This is a genomic window from Mesorhizobium sp. WSM4846 (assembly GCF_055811415.1).
The window spans coordinates 1-18,188 of record NZ_JBVVPZ010000038.1; the positions used below are offsets into that span (position 1 = coordinate 1).

General features: G+C 64.1%; 15 protein-coding genes and 2 pseudogenes. 12 read left to right on the forward strand and 5 right to left on the reverse strand.

Annotated elements, in window-relative coordinates:
* The 9 genes and pseudogenes from AC0L15_RS25340 to AC0L15_RS25380 all read left to right on the forward strand — a co-directional run.
* Positions 1–199 (forward strand): annotated as a pseudogene (locus AC0L15_RS25340) (hypothetical protein); the annotation flags it as partial.
* A 51-nt stretch (positions 200–250) separates the two neighbouring features.
* Positions 251–1,174 (forward strand): carbohydrate ABC transporter permease, encoded by a 924-nt coding sequence (locus tag AC0L15_RS25345; protein ID WP_287062997.1) that lies wholly within the window; start codon positions 251–253, stop codon positions 1,172–1,174.
* A 9-nt stretch (positions 1,175–1,183) separates the two neighbouring features.
* On the forward strand, positions 1,184–2,041 hold the full coding sequence (locus AC0L15_RS25350) for a carbohydrate ABC transporter permease (protein ID WP_473497496.1): 858 nt from the start codon (positions 1,184–1,186) through the stop codon (positions 2,039–2,041).
* Positions 2,042–2,046: 5 nt separating this feature from the next.
* Positions 2,047–3,165 (forward strand): ABC transporter ATP-binding protein, encoded by a 1,119-nt coding sequence (locus tag AC0L15_RS25355; protein WP_287245359.1) that lies wholly within the window; start codon positions 2,047–2,049, stop codon positions 3,163–3,165.
* Positions 3,162–4,286: an ABC transporter ATP-binding protein gene (locus AC0L15_RS25360; RefSeq protein WP_287062993.1), complete on the forward strand. Its 1,125-nt coding sequence runs from the start codon at positions 3,162–3,164 to the stop codon at positions 4,284–4,286. Before AC0L15_RS25355 ends, AC0L15_RS25360 begins: the two co-directional genes overlap by 4 nt.
* Positions 4,286–5,839, forward strand: a complete 1,554-nt coding sequence (locus tag AC0L15_RS25365) for an FGGY-family carbohydrate kinase (RefSeq protein WP_287062990.1) — start codon at positions 4,286–4,288, stop codon at positions 5,837–5,839. The genes AC0L15_RS25360 and AC0L15_RS25365 overlap by 1 nt, the downstream gene beginning before the upstream one ends.
* Before the next feature lie 10 nt (positions 5,840–5,849).
* Positions 5,850–6,890 carry a 2-hydroxyacid dehydrogenase gene (locus AC0L15_RS25370; protein ID WP_287062989.1) on the forward strand — a complete coding sequence of 347 codons (1,041 nt, stop codon included), beginning with the start codon at positions 5,850–5,852 and terminating at the stop codon, positions 6,888–6,890.
* Positions 6,891–6,939: 49 nt separating this feature from the next.
* Positions 6,940–8,457: a glycerol-3-phosphate dehydrogenase gene (locus AC0L15_RS25375; protein ID WP_287245354.1), complete on the forward strand. Its 1,518-nt coding sequence runs from the start codon at positions 6,940–6,942 to the stop codon at positions 8,455–8,457.
* A complete protein-coding gene (locus AC0L15_RS25380) occupies positions 8,457–9,398 on the forward strand; it encodes a sugar phosphate isomerase/epimerase family protein (RefSeq protein WP_287062984.1) in 942 nt (313 codons plus the stop codon). Before AC0L15_RS25375 ends, AC0L15_RS25380 begins: the two co-directional genes overlap by 1 nt.
* 43 nt (positions 9,399–9,441) lie before the next feature.
* Here the strand turns inward: AC0L15_RS25380 and fba are convergent, their stop codons facing one another.
* Positions 9,442–10,506 (reverse strand): class II fructose-bisphosphate aldolase, encoded by a 1,065-nt coding sequence (fba, locus tag AC0L15_RS25385; protein ID WP_287062982.1) that lies wholly within the window; start codon positions 10,504–10,506, stop codon positions 9,442–9,444.
* 290 nt (positions 10,507–10,796) lie between these two features.
* Here fba and AC0L15_RS25390 point away from each other — a divergent pair, with 290 nt between their 5' ends.
* The 3 genes from AC0L15_RS25390 to derI all read left to right on the forward strand — a co-directional run bounded on the left by AC0L15_RS25390 (position 10,797) and on the right by derI (position 13,061).
* A complete protein-coding gene (locus AC0L15_RS25390) occupies positions 10,797–11,564 on the forward strand; it encodes a DeoR/GlpR family DNA-binding transcription regulator (RefSeq protein WP_023800192.1) in 768 nt (255 codons plus the stop codon).
* Positions 11,565–11,706: 142 nt separating this feature from the next.
* Positions 11,707–12,492, forward strand: coding sequence for a triose-phosphate isomerase (locus AC0L15_RS25395; protein WP_287245349.1), 786 nt, complete (start codon positions 11,707–11,709; stop codon positions 12,490–12,492).
* A 125-nt stretch (positions 12,493–12,617) separates the two neighbouring features.
* Positions 12,618–13,061 (forward strand): D-erythrulose-4-phosphate isomerase, encoded by a 444-nt coding sequence (gene derI / locus AC0L15_RS25400; protein WP_287062979.1) that lies wholly within the window; start codon positions 12,618–12,620, stop codon positions 13,059–13,061.
* Here the strand turns inward: derI and dhaL are convergent.
* The 4 genes and pseudogenes from dhaL to AC0L15_RS25420 form a co-directional block, all read right to left on the reverse strand.
* Positions 13,058–13,696, reverse strand: a complete 639-nt coding sequence (dhaL, locus tag AC0L15_RS25405) for a dihydroxyacetone kinase subunit DhaL (RefSeq protein ID WP_287245347.1) — start codon at positions 13,694–13,696, stop codon at positions 13,058–13,060. The genes derI and dhaL overlap by 4 nt on opposite strands.
* A gap of 12 nt (positions 13,697–13,708) precedes the next feature.
* Positions 13,709–14,716, reverse strand: a complete 1,008-nt coding sequence (locus AC0L15_RS25410; protein WP_287245346.1) for a dihydroxyacetone kinase subunit DhaK — start codon at positions 14,714–14,716, stop codon at positions 13,709–13,711.
* Between the two features lie 194 nt (positions 14,717–14,910).
* Positions 14,911–17,280: pseudogene (locus tag AC0L15_RS25415) on the reverse strand (xanthine dehydrogenase family protein molybdopterin-binding subunit).
* The gene (locus AC0L15_RS25420; RefSeq protein WP_287062972.1) at positions 17,201–18,187 is read right to left on the reverse strand and encodes an FAD binding domain-containing protein; all 987 of its coding nucleotides are present in this window, start codon (positions 18,185–18,187) and stop codon (positions 17,201–17,203) included. The pseudogene AC0L15_RS25415 and the gene AC0L15_RS25420 overlap by 80 nt, the downstream one beginning before the upstream one ends.
* Position 18,188: the final 1 nt, after the last annotated feature.

The following is an 18,188-nucleotide window of genomic DNA, read 5'->3' on the forward strand; positions in this document are numbered from 1 at the left end:
GCTGACCCCGGGCGTGCCCGTTTCGATGCTGGTGTGGGGGGGGGGGGGGGGGGGGGGGGGGGGGGGGGGGGGGGGGGCCGCCCCCCCCCCGGCCATTCCACTGCGAAGCGGCGCCTGGAGCATCGGACCCAAACCGGTTTTGGGAAATTCCTATGCTCAAACACTGGCGGTGCCGCCACTCGCCCAACCGGCCGCCTAGCTCCCTGGGCGGCCGGCAGGGCGAAGCAACAGAGATGACGGGTGAGCCACGATGACTGCGGCGACAATGCAAAGAAACAAGCCTTCCGGCTTCAGGATCAGCAAGAAAGTGCTGCCCTATGTGCTCAGCCTGCCGGCCTTGCTCGTCTGCATCGGCATCCTGATCCCGTTCTTCACATCGGTCGTCTATTCGTTTCAGCGCTACCGGCTGAGCCAGCCCTGGGCGCGGCAGTTCAACTGGGGCGACAACTACATCTCTTTTTTCACGGACCCGAGGTTCTGGAACACGCTGGAGATATCGCTGCTCTATGCCGGCATCACCGTCCTGCTCGAACTGCTTCTCGGTCTCGGCATCGCCATGCTGCTGCAGAAGCGCTCGACGCTGAACAACTTCATCTCGATCATGCTGTTGATGCCGCTGATGACGGCGCCGGCGCTTGCCGCGCTGATGTGGAAGCTGATGACCAATCCCGGCTTTGGCGTGCTGAGCTATCTTGCCAGCCTGATCGGATTGCAGGATTTCCGCTGGGCCTCGTCGCCGTCGACCGCGCTTTTCACGGTGGTGCTTGTCGATATCTGGGTCTACACGCCCTTCATCATGATCCTGCTGCTTGCCGGCCTGCGCAGCCTGCCGACGCAGCCCTTCGAGGCGGCGGCACTCGACGGCGTGCCGCGGAGTTTCGTGTTCTTCCGCATCACCTTGCCGATGCTAACGCCCTACATCCTGACGGCGACGCTGTTTCGCCTGCTGGATTCCATCCAGCAGTTCGACATCATCTATGCCATGACCCAGGGCGGTCCGGGCGACACGCTGACCGTTTTCCAGGTCGAGGCCTATCTCAACTTCTTCCAGTCGACCAATGTCGGCCGCTCGGCGGCACTGATGATCATCCTGTGGGCGATCACCTATTTCCTCTCCAACATCTTCATCAAGAACTGGCTGCGGCTGCGCGAACGCGCCCGCGGCCTGGCATAGGAGGCCGGGATGGAACACATCTCGCTTCTCGAACGCATCCTGCGTGGCATTGCCCTGACGCTGGTCGTGATCTTCTTCATGTTCCCGATCGTCTGGATCCTCATGATGTCGTTCCAGACCAACGAGACCATCCTGCGGATTCCGCCGCAACTTGTCTTCAAGCCGACGCTGGCCAACTACACCGCGCTGATCACCGGGAAGCTGACCACGGCGGCCGGCACGCTCGACATCGCCTTCATGCGCAACCTGTGGAATTCGGTGTTCCTGTCGGTCACCTCGGTCGCCGTCGCGCTGCTGCTCGGCGTTCCCGCCGCCTACGCCTTTGCCCGGCACAAATTCCGCGGCTCGGAGGACATCGCGTTCACGCTGCTGTCGTTCCGGTTCGCGCCGGCGCTGCTGGTGCTCCTGCCGCTCACCCTCTATTTCCAGAAGCTTGGACTGGCCAACACCTATATCGGGCTGATCTGGGTGTATCAGCTGATCTGCCTGCCGCTGATCCTGTGGATCGTGCGCGGCTATTTCGAGGACATCCCGGCCGATATCGAATATGCCTATCGCATCGCCGGTCATTCCTGGTTCGCCACCTTCCGCAAGATCGCGCTGCCGCTCGCCGGCCCCGGCATTGCCGCCGCCGGCCTGCTCGCCTTCATCTTCGCCTGGAACAATTTCATCTTCGCGCTCGTGCTCGCTTCGGCCGACAAGCAGCCGGTGACGGTCGGCGCGCTGGCCTTCATCACTTCCTCCGGCATCCAGTACGGCCAGATCTCGGCAGCGATCGTGCTGTCGATCACCCCGACGCTGGCGCTCGCCCTTTACGCGCAGCGCTATCTCGTCGAAGGCCTGTCGCTCGGCGCGGTGAAAGGATAGCTCCGATGGCCAGCCTCGAATTGCGAAATGTCGTCAAGCGCTACAAGAGCCAGACTGTGCTCGACAATCTGTCGCTGAGCGTCGCCGACGGCGAAACCCTGGTCCTGTTCGGACCGTCCGGCGCCGGCAAGACGGTGCTGCTGCGGCTTGTCGCCGGCGTCATCGACCCTGATGAGGGAAAGATCTTCATCGGCGGCGAGGACATGACCGATCTTGACGCCGAGTTCCGCGGCGTCGGCATGGCATTCCAGAATTTCGCGCTGTTTCCGCACATGACCGCCTTCGACAACATCGCCACGCCGCTTCAGGCCAAGCGATCGTCGCAAAGCGCGATGAAGGCGGGCGTCGAGAGCGTCGCCAAGCTGCTGAAGATCGGCCACGTGCTCAGCCATAAGCCACGGGCGCTGTCCAACGGCCAGAAGCAGCGCACCGCTCTCGCCCGCGCTCTGGTCGGCTCGCCGCCGGTGCTGCTGCTCGACGACCCGCTGCGCAACGTCGATGCCAAACTGCGCTTCGAGATGCGGCTCGAACTGCCGAGGCTGCTGGCAGATCGCGGTGCGACCGTCGTCTACGTCACCCAGGACTACAAGGAGGCCATGGCGCTCGGCGATCGCATCGCGGTGATGTCGCAAGGTGTCATCAAGCAGCTCGGCACGCCCGAGCAGATTTATCGCGAGCCGGCCAACATCGAGATCGCGCGGCTGTTCGGCGATCCGACAATCAACCTGCTCGACGTCAAGCCGTCGCGCGATGCCAAGGGCATTTATGTCGCTCTGTCGAATGTTCAGGTCCATCTGACCGGCGCCTATGACGCGACGGTCGGCCGCGATTGCGTGATCGGTCTGCGGCCCGAAGCGCTGCGCTTCGTCGACGATGGAACACCCGCGGCCATTCCGGTGACCGTCGAGGCGGAGACGCCGCTCAACGAAAAGATCGTCACGCTGGTGCGCACCGTGCGCGGCCGCGAAATCCTGGTCTCCCGGCCGGCCGGAATAGCGGGTCAAACCGAGGGCAAGGCCCATATCGCCGTCGACGGCAAAAGCGCCCTGTTGTTCGATCGTGCCAGTGGCGACCGTATCGGCTCGAAAAACGTCGTCAATTTGCGCAGCGGAGAAGCGGCATGAGCCAGAGCGCACTCACCATTTCCGGCGTCGACAAATTCTACGGCCCGATCGACCGAGGTGTGCACGCCGTCCAGAATCTGACGATGGAAATCGACAAAGGCGAGATCGTCGCACTGCTCGGCTCGTCCGGTTGCGGCAAGACCTCGACATTGCGCATGATCGCCGGCTTCGAAGAGGTCTCGCGCGGCAGCATTTCGGTTGCCGGCCGCAAGGTGCACACGCTTCCGCCGGTCAAGCGCAATGTGGCGATGGCGTTCGAGGGCTATTCGCTGTATCCGCCGCTGACCGTGCGCGAGAACATGGCGTTCGCGCTGAAGGCGGCCAGGCTGCCGAAAAGTCAGGTCGACGAGAAAGTTGCCAGCATCGCCAAGCTGCTCGAGATCGAGGATATTCTTGAGCGCTATCCGAGTTCCATCTCCGGCGGCCAGCAGCAGCGCGCCAGCCTCGGCCGGGCGCTGATCCGCGAGGCCGACCTGCATCTGCTGGACGAACCGATGGGCCAACTCGAGCCGCAGCTTCGCGCGGTGCTGCGCGGCCGCATCAAGCACTTCATCAAGGAGCGCGGCTTGACGGCAATCCTTGTCACCCACGACCAGACCGAGGCCAATGCGTTGGCCGACCGGATCGCGGTGATGGAAGGCGGCGTGCTGCAGCAGTTCGATACGCCCGATATGCTCAAGCAGCGGCCGGCCAACCTGTTCACCGGCACGTTCGTCGGCGAGCCCCCGATGAATGTCTTCGAGGCCTATGTCGGCACGGCCGCCGACAAGATCAATCTGCGGCTGCCCGACGGGCTTTCACTCGACTATGACAAGGACGCGTTCAGCGGCTCGGTTCGCGACGAATTGCTCAAACGGCAGCGGGTCGTCATCGGTGTCAGGCCCTATGCGGTTCGCCGCTCGAAGGACGGCGTGCCGGCCACGGTTTCGGCCAACCAATGGCTCGGCGACCAGACCCATATCGCGGCGGATTTCGCCGGCGGCTCGCTCGTCCTGGTCGAACACGACCGGACCCGCTTGGAGCTTGGCGCTCCGATCAACATCAGCATCGATCCGAAAAACCTGCACGTCTTCGATCAGTCCAGCGGCATGGCCATTTCGCACGGCATGGAGCTTGCCTGATGCGGGATGTGCTGATCGGCATCGACGCCGGCACGTCTGTCATCAAATCCGTCGCCTTCGACACGGCGGGCCGGCAGCTCGCGGCCGCGGCGGTACCGAACCGGTACGAGACCTTGCCGGGCGGCGGCGCCGAGCAGGATCTGGCACGCACCTGGACCGATACCGCGACCACATTGCGACAGCTTGCCGACAAGGTGCCGGACCTCGCCAGCCGCATCATTGCGATCGCCGTGACCGGGCAGGGCGACGGCACCTGGCTGATCGACAAGGACGGTGACCCGGTCGCCAAGGGCTGGCTGTGGCTCGACGCGCGCGCTGCCGCCATAGTCGAGGAGATCCGAGCGCGCCCCGATGACCGGCTTCGTTTCGAAAAGACCGGCAGCGGGCTCGCCGCCTGCCAGCAGGGGCCGCAGCTTGCCTTTATGAAGCGCAACGCGCCTGACAGGCTTGCCGGCGCCGCGACAGCGTTCCATTGCAAGGACTGGCTCTATTTCAACCTGACCGGCGAACGCGCCACCGATCCTTCCGAGGGCACTTTCACCTTTGGCGACTTCCGCACCCGCTTCTACTGCGACGAGGTGCTTGAGGTGCTCGGCGTCGCCGATCTCAGGCATCTGCTGCCGCCTATCGTCGACGGCACCAGGCATAGCGCCGGCCTGTCGGCGGCGGCTGCCGAAGCGACCGGGCTGCTTTCCGGTACGCCGGTGGTGCTGGCCTATGTCGACGTGGCCTGCACCGCGCTCGGCGCCGGCCTGCTCGACCGCGAGCGCAAGCCTGGCTGCTCGATCATCGGCTCCACCGGCATGCATATGCGGCTCGCTCAGACGCCGGACGAGGTGCTGCTCAACGAGGCCAGGACCGGCTACACGATGACAATGCCGGCGCCCGGCGTCTTTGCGCAGATGCAGTCGAACATGGCTGCGACGCTCAACATCGATTGGATCCTTAGCCTCGCCTCCGGTATTCTCGCCTCGCAAGGCATCACCCGCAGCAATGGCGAGATGATCGCGCTGGTCGACGAATGGATATCGTCATCGGAGCCGGCCTCGCTGCTCTATCAGCCCTATGTGTCGGAGGCCGGCGAGCGCGGGCCGTTCGTCGATGCCAATGCCAGGGCCGGTTTCGTCGGCATTTCGTCGCGGCACGGTTATGCCGATATGGTCCGCGCTGTTTTTGAGGGGCTGGCATTCGCGTCGCGCGATTGCTACGCCGCCATGGGGCCGCTGCCTAGCGAAATCCGGCTGACCGGCGGCGCCGCCAGAAGCCCGGCTCTGCGCAAGATCCTCGGCGCTGTCGTCGGCGCCGACATTCGCACCAGCCAACGCGAGGAAGCCGGTGCGGCGGGCGCCGCGATGATCGCTGCGGTCTGCGTCGGCCAATACAGTTCGATGGACGAATGCGTCGGCGAATGGGTCACGCCGCTGCTGGGCGCGGCGGAACCGAGCGACCGAAAACTTGCCGCGATCTATGAGCGGGCGGTTCCGTCCTACACATTGGCGCATGAGGCGCTGCGGCCGGTCTGGCGGTCGATGGCCGCGTCCAGGGCAAACTGAGAAATCGAGCATGCGTAAGAAGATTGCAATCATTGGCGACCGCTTCATGCTTCCCGAGGTCTTTCGCGAGAAAATCGAGAAGGCCTGCGGCGACAATCTCGACATCCGCACCCTTGAGGCGGCCTGGCCCGACGAGCCGATGGAATTCGGCAATGCGGCGCTCGGCCTCGACAAGGTGAAGGAGTATTTTGGCGATCCGGACGAGGTGGTCGATTTCATTGGCGACGCCGAGATATTCGTCACCCAGCTTGCGCCGCTGTCCGAGACCATGATGCAGCGTCTGCCTGCGCTGAAACTGGTTGCGGTCTCGCGCGGCGGCCCGATCAACATCGACATGGTTGCCGCCAAGGCCCACGGCATCACCGTCGTCAATGTGCCCGGCCGCAATGCAAGTGCTGTGGCCGAATTCACCATCGGTGCGATCCTTGCCGAGACGCGGCTGATCCGGGTCGGGCACGAAGCATTGCGCAAGGGACAATGGCGCGGCGATCTCTACCGCGCCGACCGCACCGGCCGCGAGCTCAACGAAATGACTGTCGGCGTCATCGGCTATGGCAATATCGGCACCAAGGTTGTCCGCCTGCTGCGCGCCTTCGGCTGCCGCATCCTGGTCACCGATCCCTATGTGCAATTGAGCGCCGAAGACCGCAATGCCGGCGCCGAACTGGTCGCACTGGACGATCTCCTGTCCCGCTCCGACGTGGTCACGCTTCATCCCAGGGTGACCGAGGAAACCCGCGGCCTGATCGACAAGGACACCATCGCCCGGATGAAGCCGGGGGTGATTTTCGTCAACACCGCGCGCGGGCCGCTGGTCGACTACGACGCGCTTTACGATGCGCTGGTCTCTGGCCATATCGGCAGTGCCATGCTGGAGACGTTCGCGGTCGAGCCGGTGCCTGCCGACTGGCCGCTGCTGCAGCTTCCGAATGTCACCTTGACGCCGCATATCGCCGGCGCTTCCGTGCGCACGGTGACCTATGCCGCCGAGCAGGCGGCCGAAGAGGTGCGCCGCTTCATCGTCGGGCTCCCGCCGGTCAACCCGTGCTGAAGGTCGCGGCAGCCATGAAACGCAATCCAGGCACAGAGGATCCGGCGAGATGAGCGGCGCCACTGAAATCGTCGATCTGTTCGTCATCGGCGGTGGTGTCAATGGCGCCGGCATCGCGCGCGACGCAGTCGGCCGCGGGCTTTCCGTCATCCTGTGCGAAAAACACGATCTTGCCGAAGGCACCAGTTCGCGATCGGGAAAGCTCGTCCACGGTGGTCTGCGCTATCTCGAATACTACGAATTCCGGCTGGTGCGCGAGGCGCTGATCGAACGCGAAGTGCTGCTTGAATCGGCGCCGCATATCATCTGGCCGATGCGCTTCGTGCTGCCGCACAGCCCCGACGACCGGCCGGCATGGCTGGTCCGGCTCGGCCTGTTCCTCTACGATCATCTTGGCGGCCGCAAGCGGCTGCCGGGCACCCGCACGCTCAACCTGCGCACCGCGCCCGAAGGCGCGCCGATCAAGGATGCGTTCAAGCGCGGTTTCGAATATTCCGATTGCTGGGTCGACGACGCCCGTCTCGTCGTCATCAATGCGCTCGACGCTGCGGAACGGGGAGCCAGGATCTTCACCCGGACCGCCTGCACCGCCGCCCGCCGTGAAAACGGCCTGTGGTCGGTCGAGATGCGCGACAGCCGAACCGACGTCAGGACCACGGTTCGGGCGCGTGCGCTGATCAACGCCGCCGGTCCCTGGGTCAACGACATCATCAACCGCGTGGCTGGCCAGAACTCCAAGCGGAATGTCCGGCTGGTCAAGGGCAGCCACATCGTCGTGCCGAAATTCTGGGAAGGGCGGCAGGCCTATCTCGTCCAGAACAGCGACAAGCGGGTGATCTTCATCAATCCCTACCAGAACGATCTGGCCCTGATCGGCACCACCGATATTCCCTATGAGGGGCGGCCGGAAGACGTGGCGGCGGATGCCAGCGAGGTCGACTACCTGATCAAGGTGGTCAACCGCTACTTCAAGCGCGAACTTGCCCGCGACGATGTCATCTACTCGTTCTCGGGCGTCAGGCCGCTCTATGACGACAACGCCGACAATCCGAGCGCGGTGACGCGCGACTATATTTTCGAACTCGACGCATTATCCGGGCAGGCGCCGCTGCTCTCCGTCTTCGGCGGCAAGATCACCACCTTCCGCAAGCTTGCCGAGCATGCGCTGGACCGGATCGCCCCTTTCTTTCCGAAAATGGGCAAGCCGTGGACGTCGAAAGGCTACCTGCCGGGTGGTGATATCGCCAACGCCGATTTCGAGCAGTTTCTCGGCCATCTCGGCCGTGAATTTCCCTGGATGCCGGCATCGCTGGTCAAGCACTATGGCCGGCTCTACGGCACCAGGACGCGCGTTGTGGTCGGTGCGTCCAGGTCGCTCACCGATCTGGGGCGGTGCTTCGGCAAGGATTTTTTCGAACGCGAGGCGAGTTATTTGTTCGAACATGAATGGGCGCTGACCGCTGCCGATATTCTCGAACGGCGCACCAAGCACGGCCTGCATCTGTCCGCCGCGGAAAGAGCCGCCTTCGAGGACTGGTGCGTTGGCCGACTGGTGAGGGCAGGCTGATGACTTTTACGCTTTCCCTCAACACCAATCCGCTGGTCAACCGTTTTGCCGAACCGGACGATCTGATCGACGCGATCGCCTACGACATTGGCATCCGGGACGTGCAGCTCACGCATGAATTCGTCAATCCCGGCTGGCCGGCGGTGACGATCTCGAAATTCGTCCGCCTGTTCCGCACGGCGCTCGACCGCACCGGCGTGCGCGTGACGTCGGGCATGACCGGCCCTTACGGGCGGCTCAACCATTTCGGCCATCCCGACGCCGACGTGCGCCGCTACTACGTCGATTGGTTCAAGACCTTTGCCGACATTTCGGCCGAGCTCGGCGCCAGCGGCATGGGCACGCAGTTCGCGATCTTCACGCACAGGGATTTTGACGATCCGGAGCGCCGCGCGCGGCTTTTCGAGATCGCACTGGAATGCTGGCGCGAGGTCGCCGAGCACGCCAGGGCTGCCGGATTGACCTATCTGTTCTGGGAGCCGATGTCGGTCGGCCGCGAATTCGGCCATACGATCGACAGCTGCCGAGCCCTGCACAACCAGATCGAAGCGGCCGGCATGGCCATCCCGTTGAAGATGATGGTCGATATCGACCATGGCGACGTCACCTCGAGCAACCCGGCCGACATCGATCCCTATGCCTGGGCCGAAGCCTTTCCCACGGTATCGCCGATCATCCACGTCAAGCAGTCGTCGATGAACAAGGGCGGCCATTGGCCGTTCATCGCCGCCTACAACAAGGACGGCCGCATCACGCCGGAAAAGCTTCTGGAGACAGTTAGCCGCGGCGGCGGCGTCGACAACGAGATCTGCCTCGAACTGTCGTTCCGCGAACGCGAGCCGGTCGACCACCAGGTCGTCGCCATGATCCGCGAGTCGGTTGACTACTGGGCGCCGTTTATCGAGACCGGCAGGGCGGCGATTTTGCCGCGAGCAGGATAGATGAACAGGAGCCGATGCGGCTCCTGTTCAGAACCGGAATACGTTAGCCGAATTTCGGGTCGAGACTGCCCGACTTGTAGCGCTTGGCCATTTCCGAGACCGGCAGCGGCTTGATCCTGGGGGCGTTGCCGGCGGTGCCGAACTGCTCGAAGCGCTCCTTGCACAGCTTCCTCATGGCGGCCATTGCCGGCGTCAGATATTTACGCGGATCGAACTCGCTCGGGTTTTCGGTCAGCACCTTGCGGATCGCGCCGGTCAGCGCCATGCGGTTGTCGGTGTCGATGTTGATCTTGCGCACGCCGTGCTTGATGCCGCGCTGGATCTCCTCGACCGGCACACCCCATGTCGGCTTCATCTGGCCGCCATATTTGTTGATGATCTCCTGCAGCTCTTCCGGCACCGAGGACGAGCCGTGCATGACCAGGTGCATGTTCGGCAGGCGGCGGTGGATCTCCTCGATCACGTTCATGGCGAGCACCGCGCCGTCCGGCTTGCGCGAGAACTTGTAGGCGCCGTGGCTGGTGCCCATGGCGACGGCCAGCGCATCGACATGCGTGTCCTTGACGAACTGCACCGCCTGCTCCGGATCGGTCAGCAACTGGTCATGGCTGACGGCGCCCTCGACGCCGTGGCCGTCTTCCTGTTCGCCGCCGCCCATCTCCAGGGATCCGAGAACGCCGATCTCGCCTTCCACCGACACGCCGCCCCAATGCGCCATGTCGACGACGCGCCGCGTGATGCCGGAATTATGGTCGTAATCGGCCGGCGTCTTGCCGTCCTCCTTCAGCGATCCGTCCATCATCACCGAGGTGAAGCCGTGCTGGATCGCGGTCACGCAGGTGGCTTCGTTGTTGCCATGGTCGAGATGCATGCAAACCGGGATATCGGGATGGATCTCGACCAGCGCGTCGATCAGCTTGGCCAGCACGACGTCGTTGGCATAGGCGCGGGCGCCGCGGCTCGCCTGCAGGATGACAGGCGATTTGGTCTCCTCGGCCGCCTCCAAGATGGCAAGGCCCTGTTCCATATTGTTCATGTTGAAGGCAGGCACGCCATAGCCGTGTTCGGCGGCATGGTCGAGCAATTGTCTCAATGTGATGCGAGCCACCCAATGGTCTCCCGTATTTGGTTTCAAGCCTATGGTTTGCGAGCTGTCCGTTCGTCGTTCAGCCCATTGATGCTTCTGGCCGGATTTCCGGAGAACCGCAACCTTTGGCCATGCCGCCGAGAGCAATTCTTGTTACAAGGCAGCGATCAGAAGCAAGGAATATCCCAATGGAACATAACATCATCACAAAAAATTTGGCATGCATGCGATTTTATCTGTTATAATGGTTCTAACCCGCCGTTCTGCTACGGCGGACGCGGCGACGTGGATTAAAGGAAACAGGCTGGACGATGAAGAGCGACGGCCGGCGGCAAGGCATCATGGATTTTCTGATGGACACCGGCACGGCCAGTGTCGATGACCTTGCCTCGCGCTTCGGCGTGTCGAAGATGACCGTCCATCGCGACCTCGACGAGCTCGAGGAAAGCGGCTTCCTGCGCAAGATACGCGGCGGCGCCTCGATCCAGCCGAGCGGCCTGTTCGAAAGTGATTTCCGCTACCGTCAGAAGCAGGCCGCCGAGGAGAAGCAGCGTCTGGCGGTTGCCGCCGTGGCTGTCATCGAACCGGGCCAGACGGTGATCATCGACGACGGCTCGACGGCGGGCGGCATTGCGCGCCACCTTGCGGATCTGCGCCCGCTGACCGTGATCTCCAACAATCTGGCCGTGATACAGGATCTGGCCGGCGTTGCCGGTATCACCCTGATCGCGCTCGGCGGCCAGTACAGCAAGAAATTCCACGGTTTCTTCGGCCTGCTTGCCGAGGACACGCTGAGATCGTTGCGCGCCGATGTCGCCTTCCTGTCGTCGTCGGCCATCCACGGCGTTTCCGCCTTCCACCAGGACCAGGAAGTGGTCCATACCAAGCGGTTGATGATGGCCGCGGCCGCCCGCAAATATCTGCTGGTCGATCACGGCAAGTTCGGCCGCACCGCCCTGCATTTCCTGACCGATCTCAAGGCGTTCGACGCCGTCTTCACCGGTCGAGAACTGGGACCGCAGATGCGCGAGGCGCTGGATGGCGCCGGCGTTTCGCTAACACTGGTCGAGAAGGACTAGACCATGATCCCGAAAAGTGGGAACCGTTTTCGGAAAAGATCAGGGTCAAAGAAGAAGATAGAGCCATGATCCCGAAAAGTGGGAACCGGTTTTCGGAAAAGATCATGGTCAAAGAAGATAGAGCCCCATCCCGCCTCGCGGGATGGAACAGGCCCTAGAAGGAGGACGCGTGGCTTACTGGGTCGGCACAAGCTGGAAAATGAACAAGCCGCTTGCAGAAGCGACTGACTTTGCCAGGGCGCTGGCGGGGTTCGTCCCCGGTTTCGACGACCGTATCCAGCCCTTCGTCATCCCGCCCTTCACGGCGGTTCGCGAGGTCAAGAAGGCGTTGGCGATGACGCGGATCAAGGTCGGTGCCCAGAACATGCACTGGGCCGACGCCGGCGCCTGGACCGGTGAGATCTCGCCGGTGATGCTGACGGACTGCGGGCTCGATCTCGTCGAGCTCGGCCATAGCGAACGGCGCGAGCATTTCGGCGAGACCGACAATACGGTTGGTCTCAAGACCGCGGCGGCGGTGAAGCACGGGTTGGTGCCACTCATTTGCGTCGGCGAGACATTGGCGCAACGCAACAGCGGCCAGGCCGATGCGGTGCTGGCCTTGCAGGTGCACGGCGCGCTGCAATACCTCGAAGGCCAGGCCAAGGCGGCGACGATCCTGTTTGCTTACGAACCGGTCTGGGCGATCGGCGACAAGGGCATTCCGGCAAGTGCCGACTACGCCGACAGGCAGCAGGCGCTGATCAAGAAGATCGCCGGCGATCTTCTGTCGGCCATGCCGCCGGTGCTTTATGGCGGCAGCGTCAATCCGCAAAATGCCGCCGAGCTGATCGGCCAGCCTCATATCGACGGGCTGTTCATCGGCCGCTCCGCCTGGCAGGCGGAAGGCTATATCGACATCCTCGAACGCGCCTCGGCGGCGACCTAGGGCATGATCCCGAAAAGTGGAATCCGGTTTTCGGAAAGATCATGCCCAACAAAAGATGGAGCCCCATCCCGATTCCATCGGGATGGAACAGGCTCCAGAACAATCGAACAGGAAAGGACAGAAAAATGAAAATTGCCATTGGGGCCGACAGTGCCGGCAAGCCGCTGCTTGACGTCATCTCCGCTCACCTGGCGACCAAGCCCGGCCTCACCGTCAGCGACCTCAGCCAGGCGGGCTACTATGCCGACCTGTCGCAGAAGCTCGCCCAGACCATCCTCGACGGCGAGAACGATCGCGGCATCCTGTTTTGCGGCACCGGCATCGGCGTCTCCATTTCGGCCAACAAGGTGCCCGGCATTCGCGCCGCACTCACCCATGACACCTATTCGGCGGAGCGCGCGGCGAAATCCAACAATGCCCAGATCATCACCATGGGCGCCCGCGTCATCGGCCCGGAACTGGCCAAGTCGATCGTCGATGCCTGGCTCGCATCGGAGTTCGACGAAAACGGGCCATCGGCCGGCAATGTCCAGGCGATCGACAGGCTCGACGCGGCGAAGTTGGGCTAACCCAGGCTTTTTCGCATCGCGCCGATAACGGTGACCGCCGACGCCGCGCCGGGGTCGATGTGTCCGAGCGACCGCTCGCCGAGCCGCGACGAGCGGCCCTTCGCGGCGATCATATCCTTGGTCGCCTCGGCGCCCCGCTCGGCTGCTTCGAGGGCGGCTGCCAGGCTTTCGGACAGGGTCTTGCCGGCGGCATGGGTAGCGGCCGCGGCTTGCGCCGCCGGCAGCCAGGCGTCGACCATCGTCTTCTCGCCGATCTCCGCCTTGCCGCGATCCTGGATGCCTTGCGCCATCGCCTGGAACAGGGCGACGACGTCGGCGCCCGCCAGGGTCGCCTTGCCCTTGACGGCAGCCGCACCACGCATGAAGGCCGTCGCGTAGAGCGGGCCCGACGAGGCGCCGACGGCGTTGAGGAACGACTTCGCCGCAGTGTTGAGGAGAACAGTCGGCTCGGTCGCCGAAACGTCCAGCGGCGCGAGCGCATCGCGCACCGCCCCAAAGCCGAGCGCCATGGCGATGCCATGATCGGCGTCGCCGATGACCCCGTCGAGCTGACAGAGCCTGTCCTTGTCGGCTTCGATCGCCACCGCGATCGCATCGAACATTGTTTTCAAGCCGGCTGCATCGATGGATGTCATGGATGCACCCTTTCAGCCGGCGCGGAACATGGCGCAGTCGCAAGGATGGTCGAGCATCGTCTGCAATTCGGCGTCGAGATACATCAGCGTCACCGAGGCGCCGGCCATTTCGAGCGAGGTGCAATAATTGCCGACCCAGGTCGCGTGAACTGACACGCCGATGTCATCGAGCCGCTGTTTGACGCGCCGGTTCATGATGTAGAGCTCCATCAGCGGCGTCGAGCCAAGCGAATTGACGAGCACGGCGACCTTGTCGCCGCGTGCCGGCGCCATCTCATCGAGGATCTTGTCCAGCATCTCGTCGGTGATCTCGTCGGCGGTTTTCAATTTTCCGCGGGCGATGCCCGGCTCGCCATGGATGCCCATGCCGATCTCCATCTCATCCGGTCCGATCTCAAAATTCGGCCGGCGGGTCTGCGGCAGCGAACAGGGCGACAGCGCCACGCCCATGGTGAAGGTGTGATCATTGGCCTTCCTGGCGATACGCTCGCATTCGTCGAATGACAGCATCCGCTCGCAGGCGGCACCGGCGGCCTTGAAGATGAAGAAATTGCCGGCGACACCACGGCGCTTTTGCCTCTGGTCGCGCGGCGCCGATGCCACGTCGTCGGTGGTCAGCACGGTGCGCACCTGGATGTCATCCATCGCTGCCATCTCTGCGGCCATGTCAAAGTTCATCACGTCACCGGCATAGTTGCCATACATAAACAGCACGCCGGCGCCGCCGCTGGCCGCCTTGGCGCATTCGAGGATCGGGTCCGGCGGCGGCGACGCGAAGACGTTGCCGATCGCCGCTGCGTCGGCCAGCCCCTTGCCGACGAAACCGAGGAAGGTCGGCTCGTGGCCGGAGCCGCCGCCGATGACGAGGCCAACCTTGCCCAGGCGCGGTCCATCGCGGGCGACAATCGAGCGTGGGCTGCCCTCCGCGCTTTTGAGATGGCGGGGATGCGCGGCCAGAATGCCCTCCAGCATCTCGTCGACAGTGCGGTTGCCGTCGTTGATGATCTTCTTGGTCTGCACCGGCAACCTCCCGATTTCGGTATTTTCGCAGATAGTACAGCGTGTTACCGGAATTTCCACCCGGGGTCGGACATTTCACGCGGCAATATGTTCCGGCGGGGCCAGGACCTGCACGCAGGGATTGGCTGCCTCTTTGTCCTTGAGCTTAAAATGCCCGAAGAAGAAGCGGTGGCAGGAGCTGATAACTTGCCGCGTCAAATGGCGATCACCGGCAAGGCAGGCAGCAGCTTGTCCAGGGTGATGGGAAATTCACGCACCCGCACGCCAGTCGCGTTGTAGATGGCGTTGGCGACAGCTGCCCCCGCACAGCAGACGCCGAGCTCGCCGATCCCCTTCGCGCCGAATGGATTGGCCTTGCCGTCATGTTCCTCGAGGAAGACCACCTCCATCTCGGGGACGTCGCCGTTGACCGGGACGTGATACTCGGCAAGATCGTGATTGACGAAGTGGCCGTAGCGCCGGTCGAGCACCGTCTGCTCCATCAGCGCCGCACCGATTCCCCAGGTCATGCCGCCGATGATTTGCGAGCGCGCGGTCTTGGGGTTGAGGATACGGCCAGCGCCCATCACCGCGAGCATCCGGCGCATGCGGATCTCCCCGGTATCGCAATCGACAGCGACCTCGGCGAAATGCGCGCCATAGGAATGCTGCGAGTAAGCCTTGTACGACGGGGTGGCAGCCCCAGCGGCCACGGAACCCTCTGCTTCGAACCCGTCGGGAGCGATCCGTCGTACGAGCTCGGCCAGGCTTGCCGAACGCTGGCCGACGCTGACCTCGCCGTCGGCAAAGCTCGCCTCGGCGGCATTGGCGCCGCGCAACGGCGAGGCCTCGCTCGACTGCGCTGCCTCCAATATCCGTTCCCTAAGGGCGTTGCAGGCGTTGTGCAGCGCCGACCCTGCGCTTGCCGCGCCCCAGGACCCGCCGGAGCCGGCGGTACGCGGGAAGCGGCTGTCGCCAAGCTCCACTTTGATGGACGAGATCGGCACGCCGAGGCTGTCCGCGGCGATCTGGGTCAGGATCGTATAAGTGCCGGTCCCCGATATCGGTCATGTCGAGCCGCGCCGTCACCCGACCGTCGCGGTCGATCGCAACGCGCGCCGTCGCCGCGCCGATGTAGTTCGGACGGATCGCCGCCGCCATGCCGTAGCCGATGAGCTTGCGGCCCTCTCGGGCGCGGCCCGGCGTCGGGTTTCTCCGCTCCCAGCCGAAACGGCGGGCGCCTTCCTCCATGCAGGCGACGAGATTGCGGGTGGAGAACGGCACGCCGCGCTCTGGATCCTGTGCCGGTTCATTGCGGATCCTGAGTTCGATCGGGTCCAGTCCGAGCCGCTCGGCGAGTTCATCCATGGCGCATTCGAAGGCCAGCATGCCGGGCGCTTCGCCGGGCGAGCGCATCCATTCGCCGCGGTTGATATCCAGCGGGACCAGGCGATGGCGGGTGATACGGTTCGGCGCCGCATAGAGCGAGCGGGCAAAAACTGCCGTTTGCTCGCAGTACTCCTCGAAGCTGGACGTTGCCGACCAGACGTCGTGCGCGATCCCGGTGAGCCGCCCGTCGATGTCCGTGCTGAGACGCACCTGTTGGATCATCTCTGCGCGATGACCGGCATTGGCGAACATCTGTTGTCGCGTCAGCGCGATCTTGACGGGACGCTGCAGGACCTGCGCTGCAAGCGCGGCCAGGATCGTATCGGCATGGGCAATCAGCTTGGAGCCGAAGCCGCCGCCGATGAACGGGCTGATGATGCGCACGCGCTCGGGCGGGATGCGAAGCGTGCTGGCGACCCCCGCCCGGAAATTCGCCAGGGTTTGCGCCGATGTATGGATCGTCAGCTCGTTGCCTGACCAGGCGGCGAGCGTCGCATGGGGCTCCATCGGATTGTGATGTTCGAAGGGCGTCCGGTAAGTGGCATCGACCTTGACCGGAGCCGCGGCAAAGGCGCTCTCGAAGTCGCCGATGACGCTGTCGGTCTCGAAGCCGGCATTGGTCCGCTTTGGTGCGTAGGCGTCGGCCACATGTCCCGGCAGATCGTAGAGGCCCGGCTCCTCGTCGTAGCGCACTTTGATGAGGCCGGCGCGTGCCGCCTCGAACGTCTCCGCAACGACCAGCGCGACGGGCTCGTCGTAATAGCGCACCCGCTCGCTGTTGAGTGCGGGCCGGGCGCGGGTGAAGACCTCCGGCACCGTCGGCGTGACTGTCGGGCCGAAATCCGGCTGGGCCGGCGCATTCCGGTGCGTCATGACGAGCAGCACTGCCGGCGCCCGTTCGGCTTCGGCCGTGTCGATCTCGGCAATGCGCCCCTTGGCGACGGCAGCGCCGAGAATATAGCCAAAGGCTGTACGCTCCAGCGTATTCTCGTAGGCGTAGGTGGCATCGCCTCTCACCTTGAGCGGACCATCGATGCGATCGAATGGACGCCCGATGACGCCGCTGCGTGTTTCGCGAGAACGGTTCGAGGTCTTCGTCTCTGTCATCATGTCACCTCATGCACTCTCGGCGGCAGCAGCGAGCGTGTGCCGCATCGTCCGTTTCGCCAGCGGGATCTTGAAATCATTGCCGCCATATCCGACGGCTCCGGCGAGCGCGGCTTCGGCCGCGTCGGTAAAGGCGCCGTCGGACGCCACCGCTCCAGCGAGGGTGCGCTCTGCCTCCGTCGCGCGCCAGGGCTTGGCGGCCACGCCGCCCATGGCGATCCGAGCTCTTTGGATACGATCGCCGCTTTTCTCGACGATTGCCGCCACCGATACCAACGCGAAGGCGTAGGAGGCACGGTCGCGCAGCTTCCGGTAAACCTGCCGGCCGGGCGGTGGCGGCGGCAGGTTGACCGCGGCGATCATCTCGCCGTGGCCGAGCACGGTCTCGACATGCGGCGTCGCCTCGGGCAATCGATGGAGATCGCCGATCGGCATCGTGCGGGTCTCGCCGCCGGGCGATATGGTCTCGATCCTGGCGTCGAGCCCGGCCATGGCGACCGCCATGTCGGAGGGATGGACCGCGATGCAAGCCTGGCTGGCGCCGAGCACGGCGTGCATGCGATTGAAGCCCTGCAGCGCCGCGCAGCCCGAACCTTGCTCGCGCTTGTTGCAAGGCATGCTGCGGTCGTAGAAATAGGGGCAGCGCGTGCGCTGCAGGAGATTGCCGCTGGTCGAGGCCTTGTTGCGTATCTGGCCGGATGCTCCCGCCAGCAGCGCTTGCGTGAGCATCGGATAGCGCGATCTCACCCGCGGATCGGCGGCAAGATCGCTGTTGCGGACCTGGGCGCCGACCCGAAGCCCGCCCGCCGCCGTCTCCTCGATCCGATCGAGCGGCAGCCGGCTGATGTCGACGAGATGCGCTGGGCGCTCGATCTCGAGCTTCATCAGGTCGAGCAGGTTGGTGCCGCCGCTGATGAATTTGGCGTCCGGCCGCGCCGCGACCGCGGCGGCTGCCTGCTCGGCACTTGCCGCACGTTCATAAGTGAAGGACTGCATT

Coding starts and splice junctions, on each gene's coding strand:
- AC0L15_RS25420 (WP_287062972.1), bottom strand. CDS start 18,187: ATGCAGTCCTTCACTTATGAACGTGCGGCAAGTGCCGAGCAGGCAGCC.
- AC0L15_RS25380 (WP_287062984.1), top strand. CDS start 8,457: ATGACTTTTACGCTTTCCCTCAACACCAATCCGCTGGTCAACCGTTTT.
- AC0L15_RS25395 (WP_287245349.1), top strand. CDS start 11,707: ATGGAACAGGCCCTAGAAGGAGGACGCGTGGCTTACTGGGTCGGCACA.
- AC0L15_RS25390 (WP_023800192.1), top strand. CDS start 10,797: ATGAAGAGCGACGGCCGGCGGCAAGGCATCATGGATTTTCTGATGGAC.
- AC0L15_RS25375 (WP_287245354.1), top strand. CDS start 6,940: ATGAGCGGCGCCACTGAAATCGTCGATCTGTTCGTCATCGGCGGTGGT.
- AC0L15_RS25355 (WP_287245359.1), top strand. CDS start 2,047: ATGGCCAGCCTCGAATTGCGAAATGTCGTCAAGCGCTACAAGAGCCAG.
- AC0L15_RS25365 (WP_287062990.1), top strand. CDS start 4,286: ATGCGGGATGTGCTGATCGGCATCGACGCCGGCACGTCTGTCATCAAA.
- AC0L15_RS25345 (WP_287062997.1), top strand. CDS start 251: ATGACTGCGGCGACAATGCAAAGAAACAAGCCTTCCGGCTTCAGGATC.
- AC0L15_RS25360 (WP_287062993.1), top strand. CDS start 3,162: ATGAGCCAGAGCGCACTCACCATTTCCGGCGTCGACAAATTCTACGGC.
- AC0L15_RS25370 (WP_287062989.1), top strand. CDS start 5,850: ATGCGTAAGAAGATTGCAATCATTGGCGACCGCTTCATGCTTCCCGAG.
- dhaL (WP_287245347.1), bottom strand. CDS start 13,696: ATGACATCCATCGATGCAGCCGGCTTGAAAACAATGTTCGATGCGATC.
- derI (WP_287062979.1), top strand. CDS start 12,618: ATGAAAATTGCCATTGGGGCCGACAGTGCCGGCAAGCCGCTGCTTGAC.
- AC0L15_RS25350 (WP_473497496.1), top strand. CDS start 1,184: ATGGAACACATCTCGCTTCTCGAACGCATCCTGCGTGGCATTGCCCTG.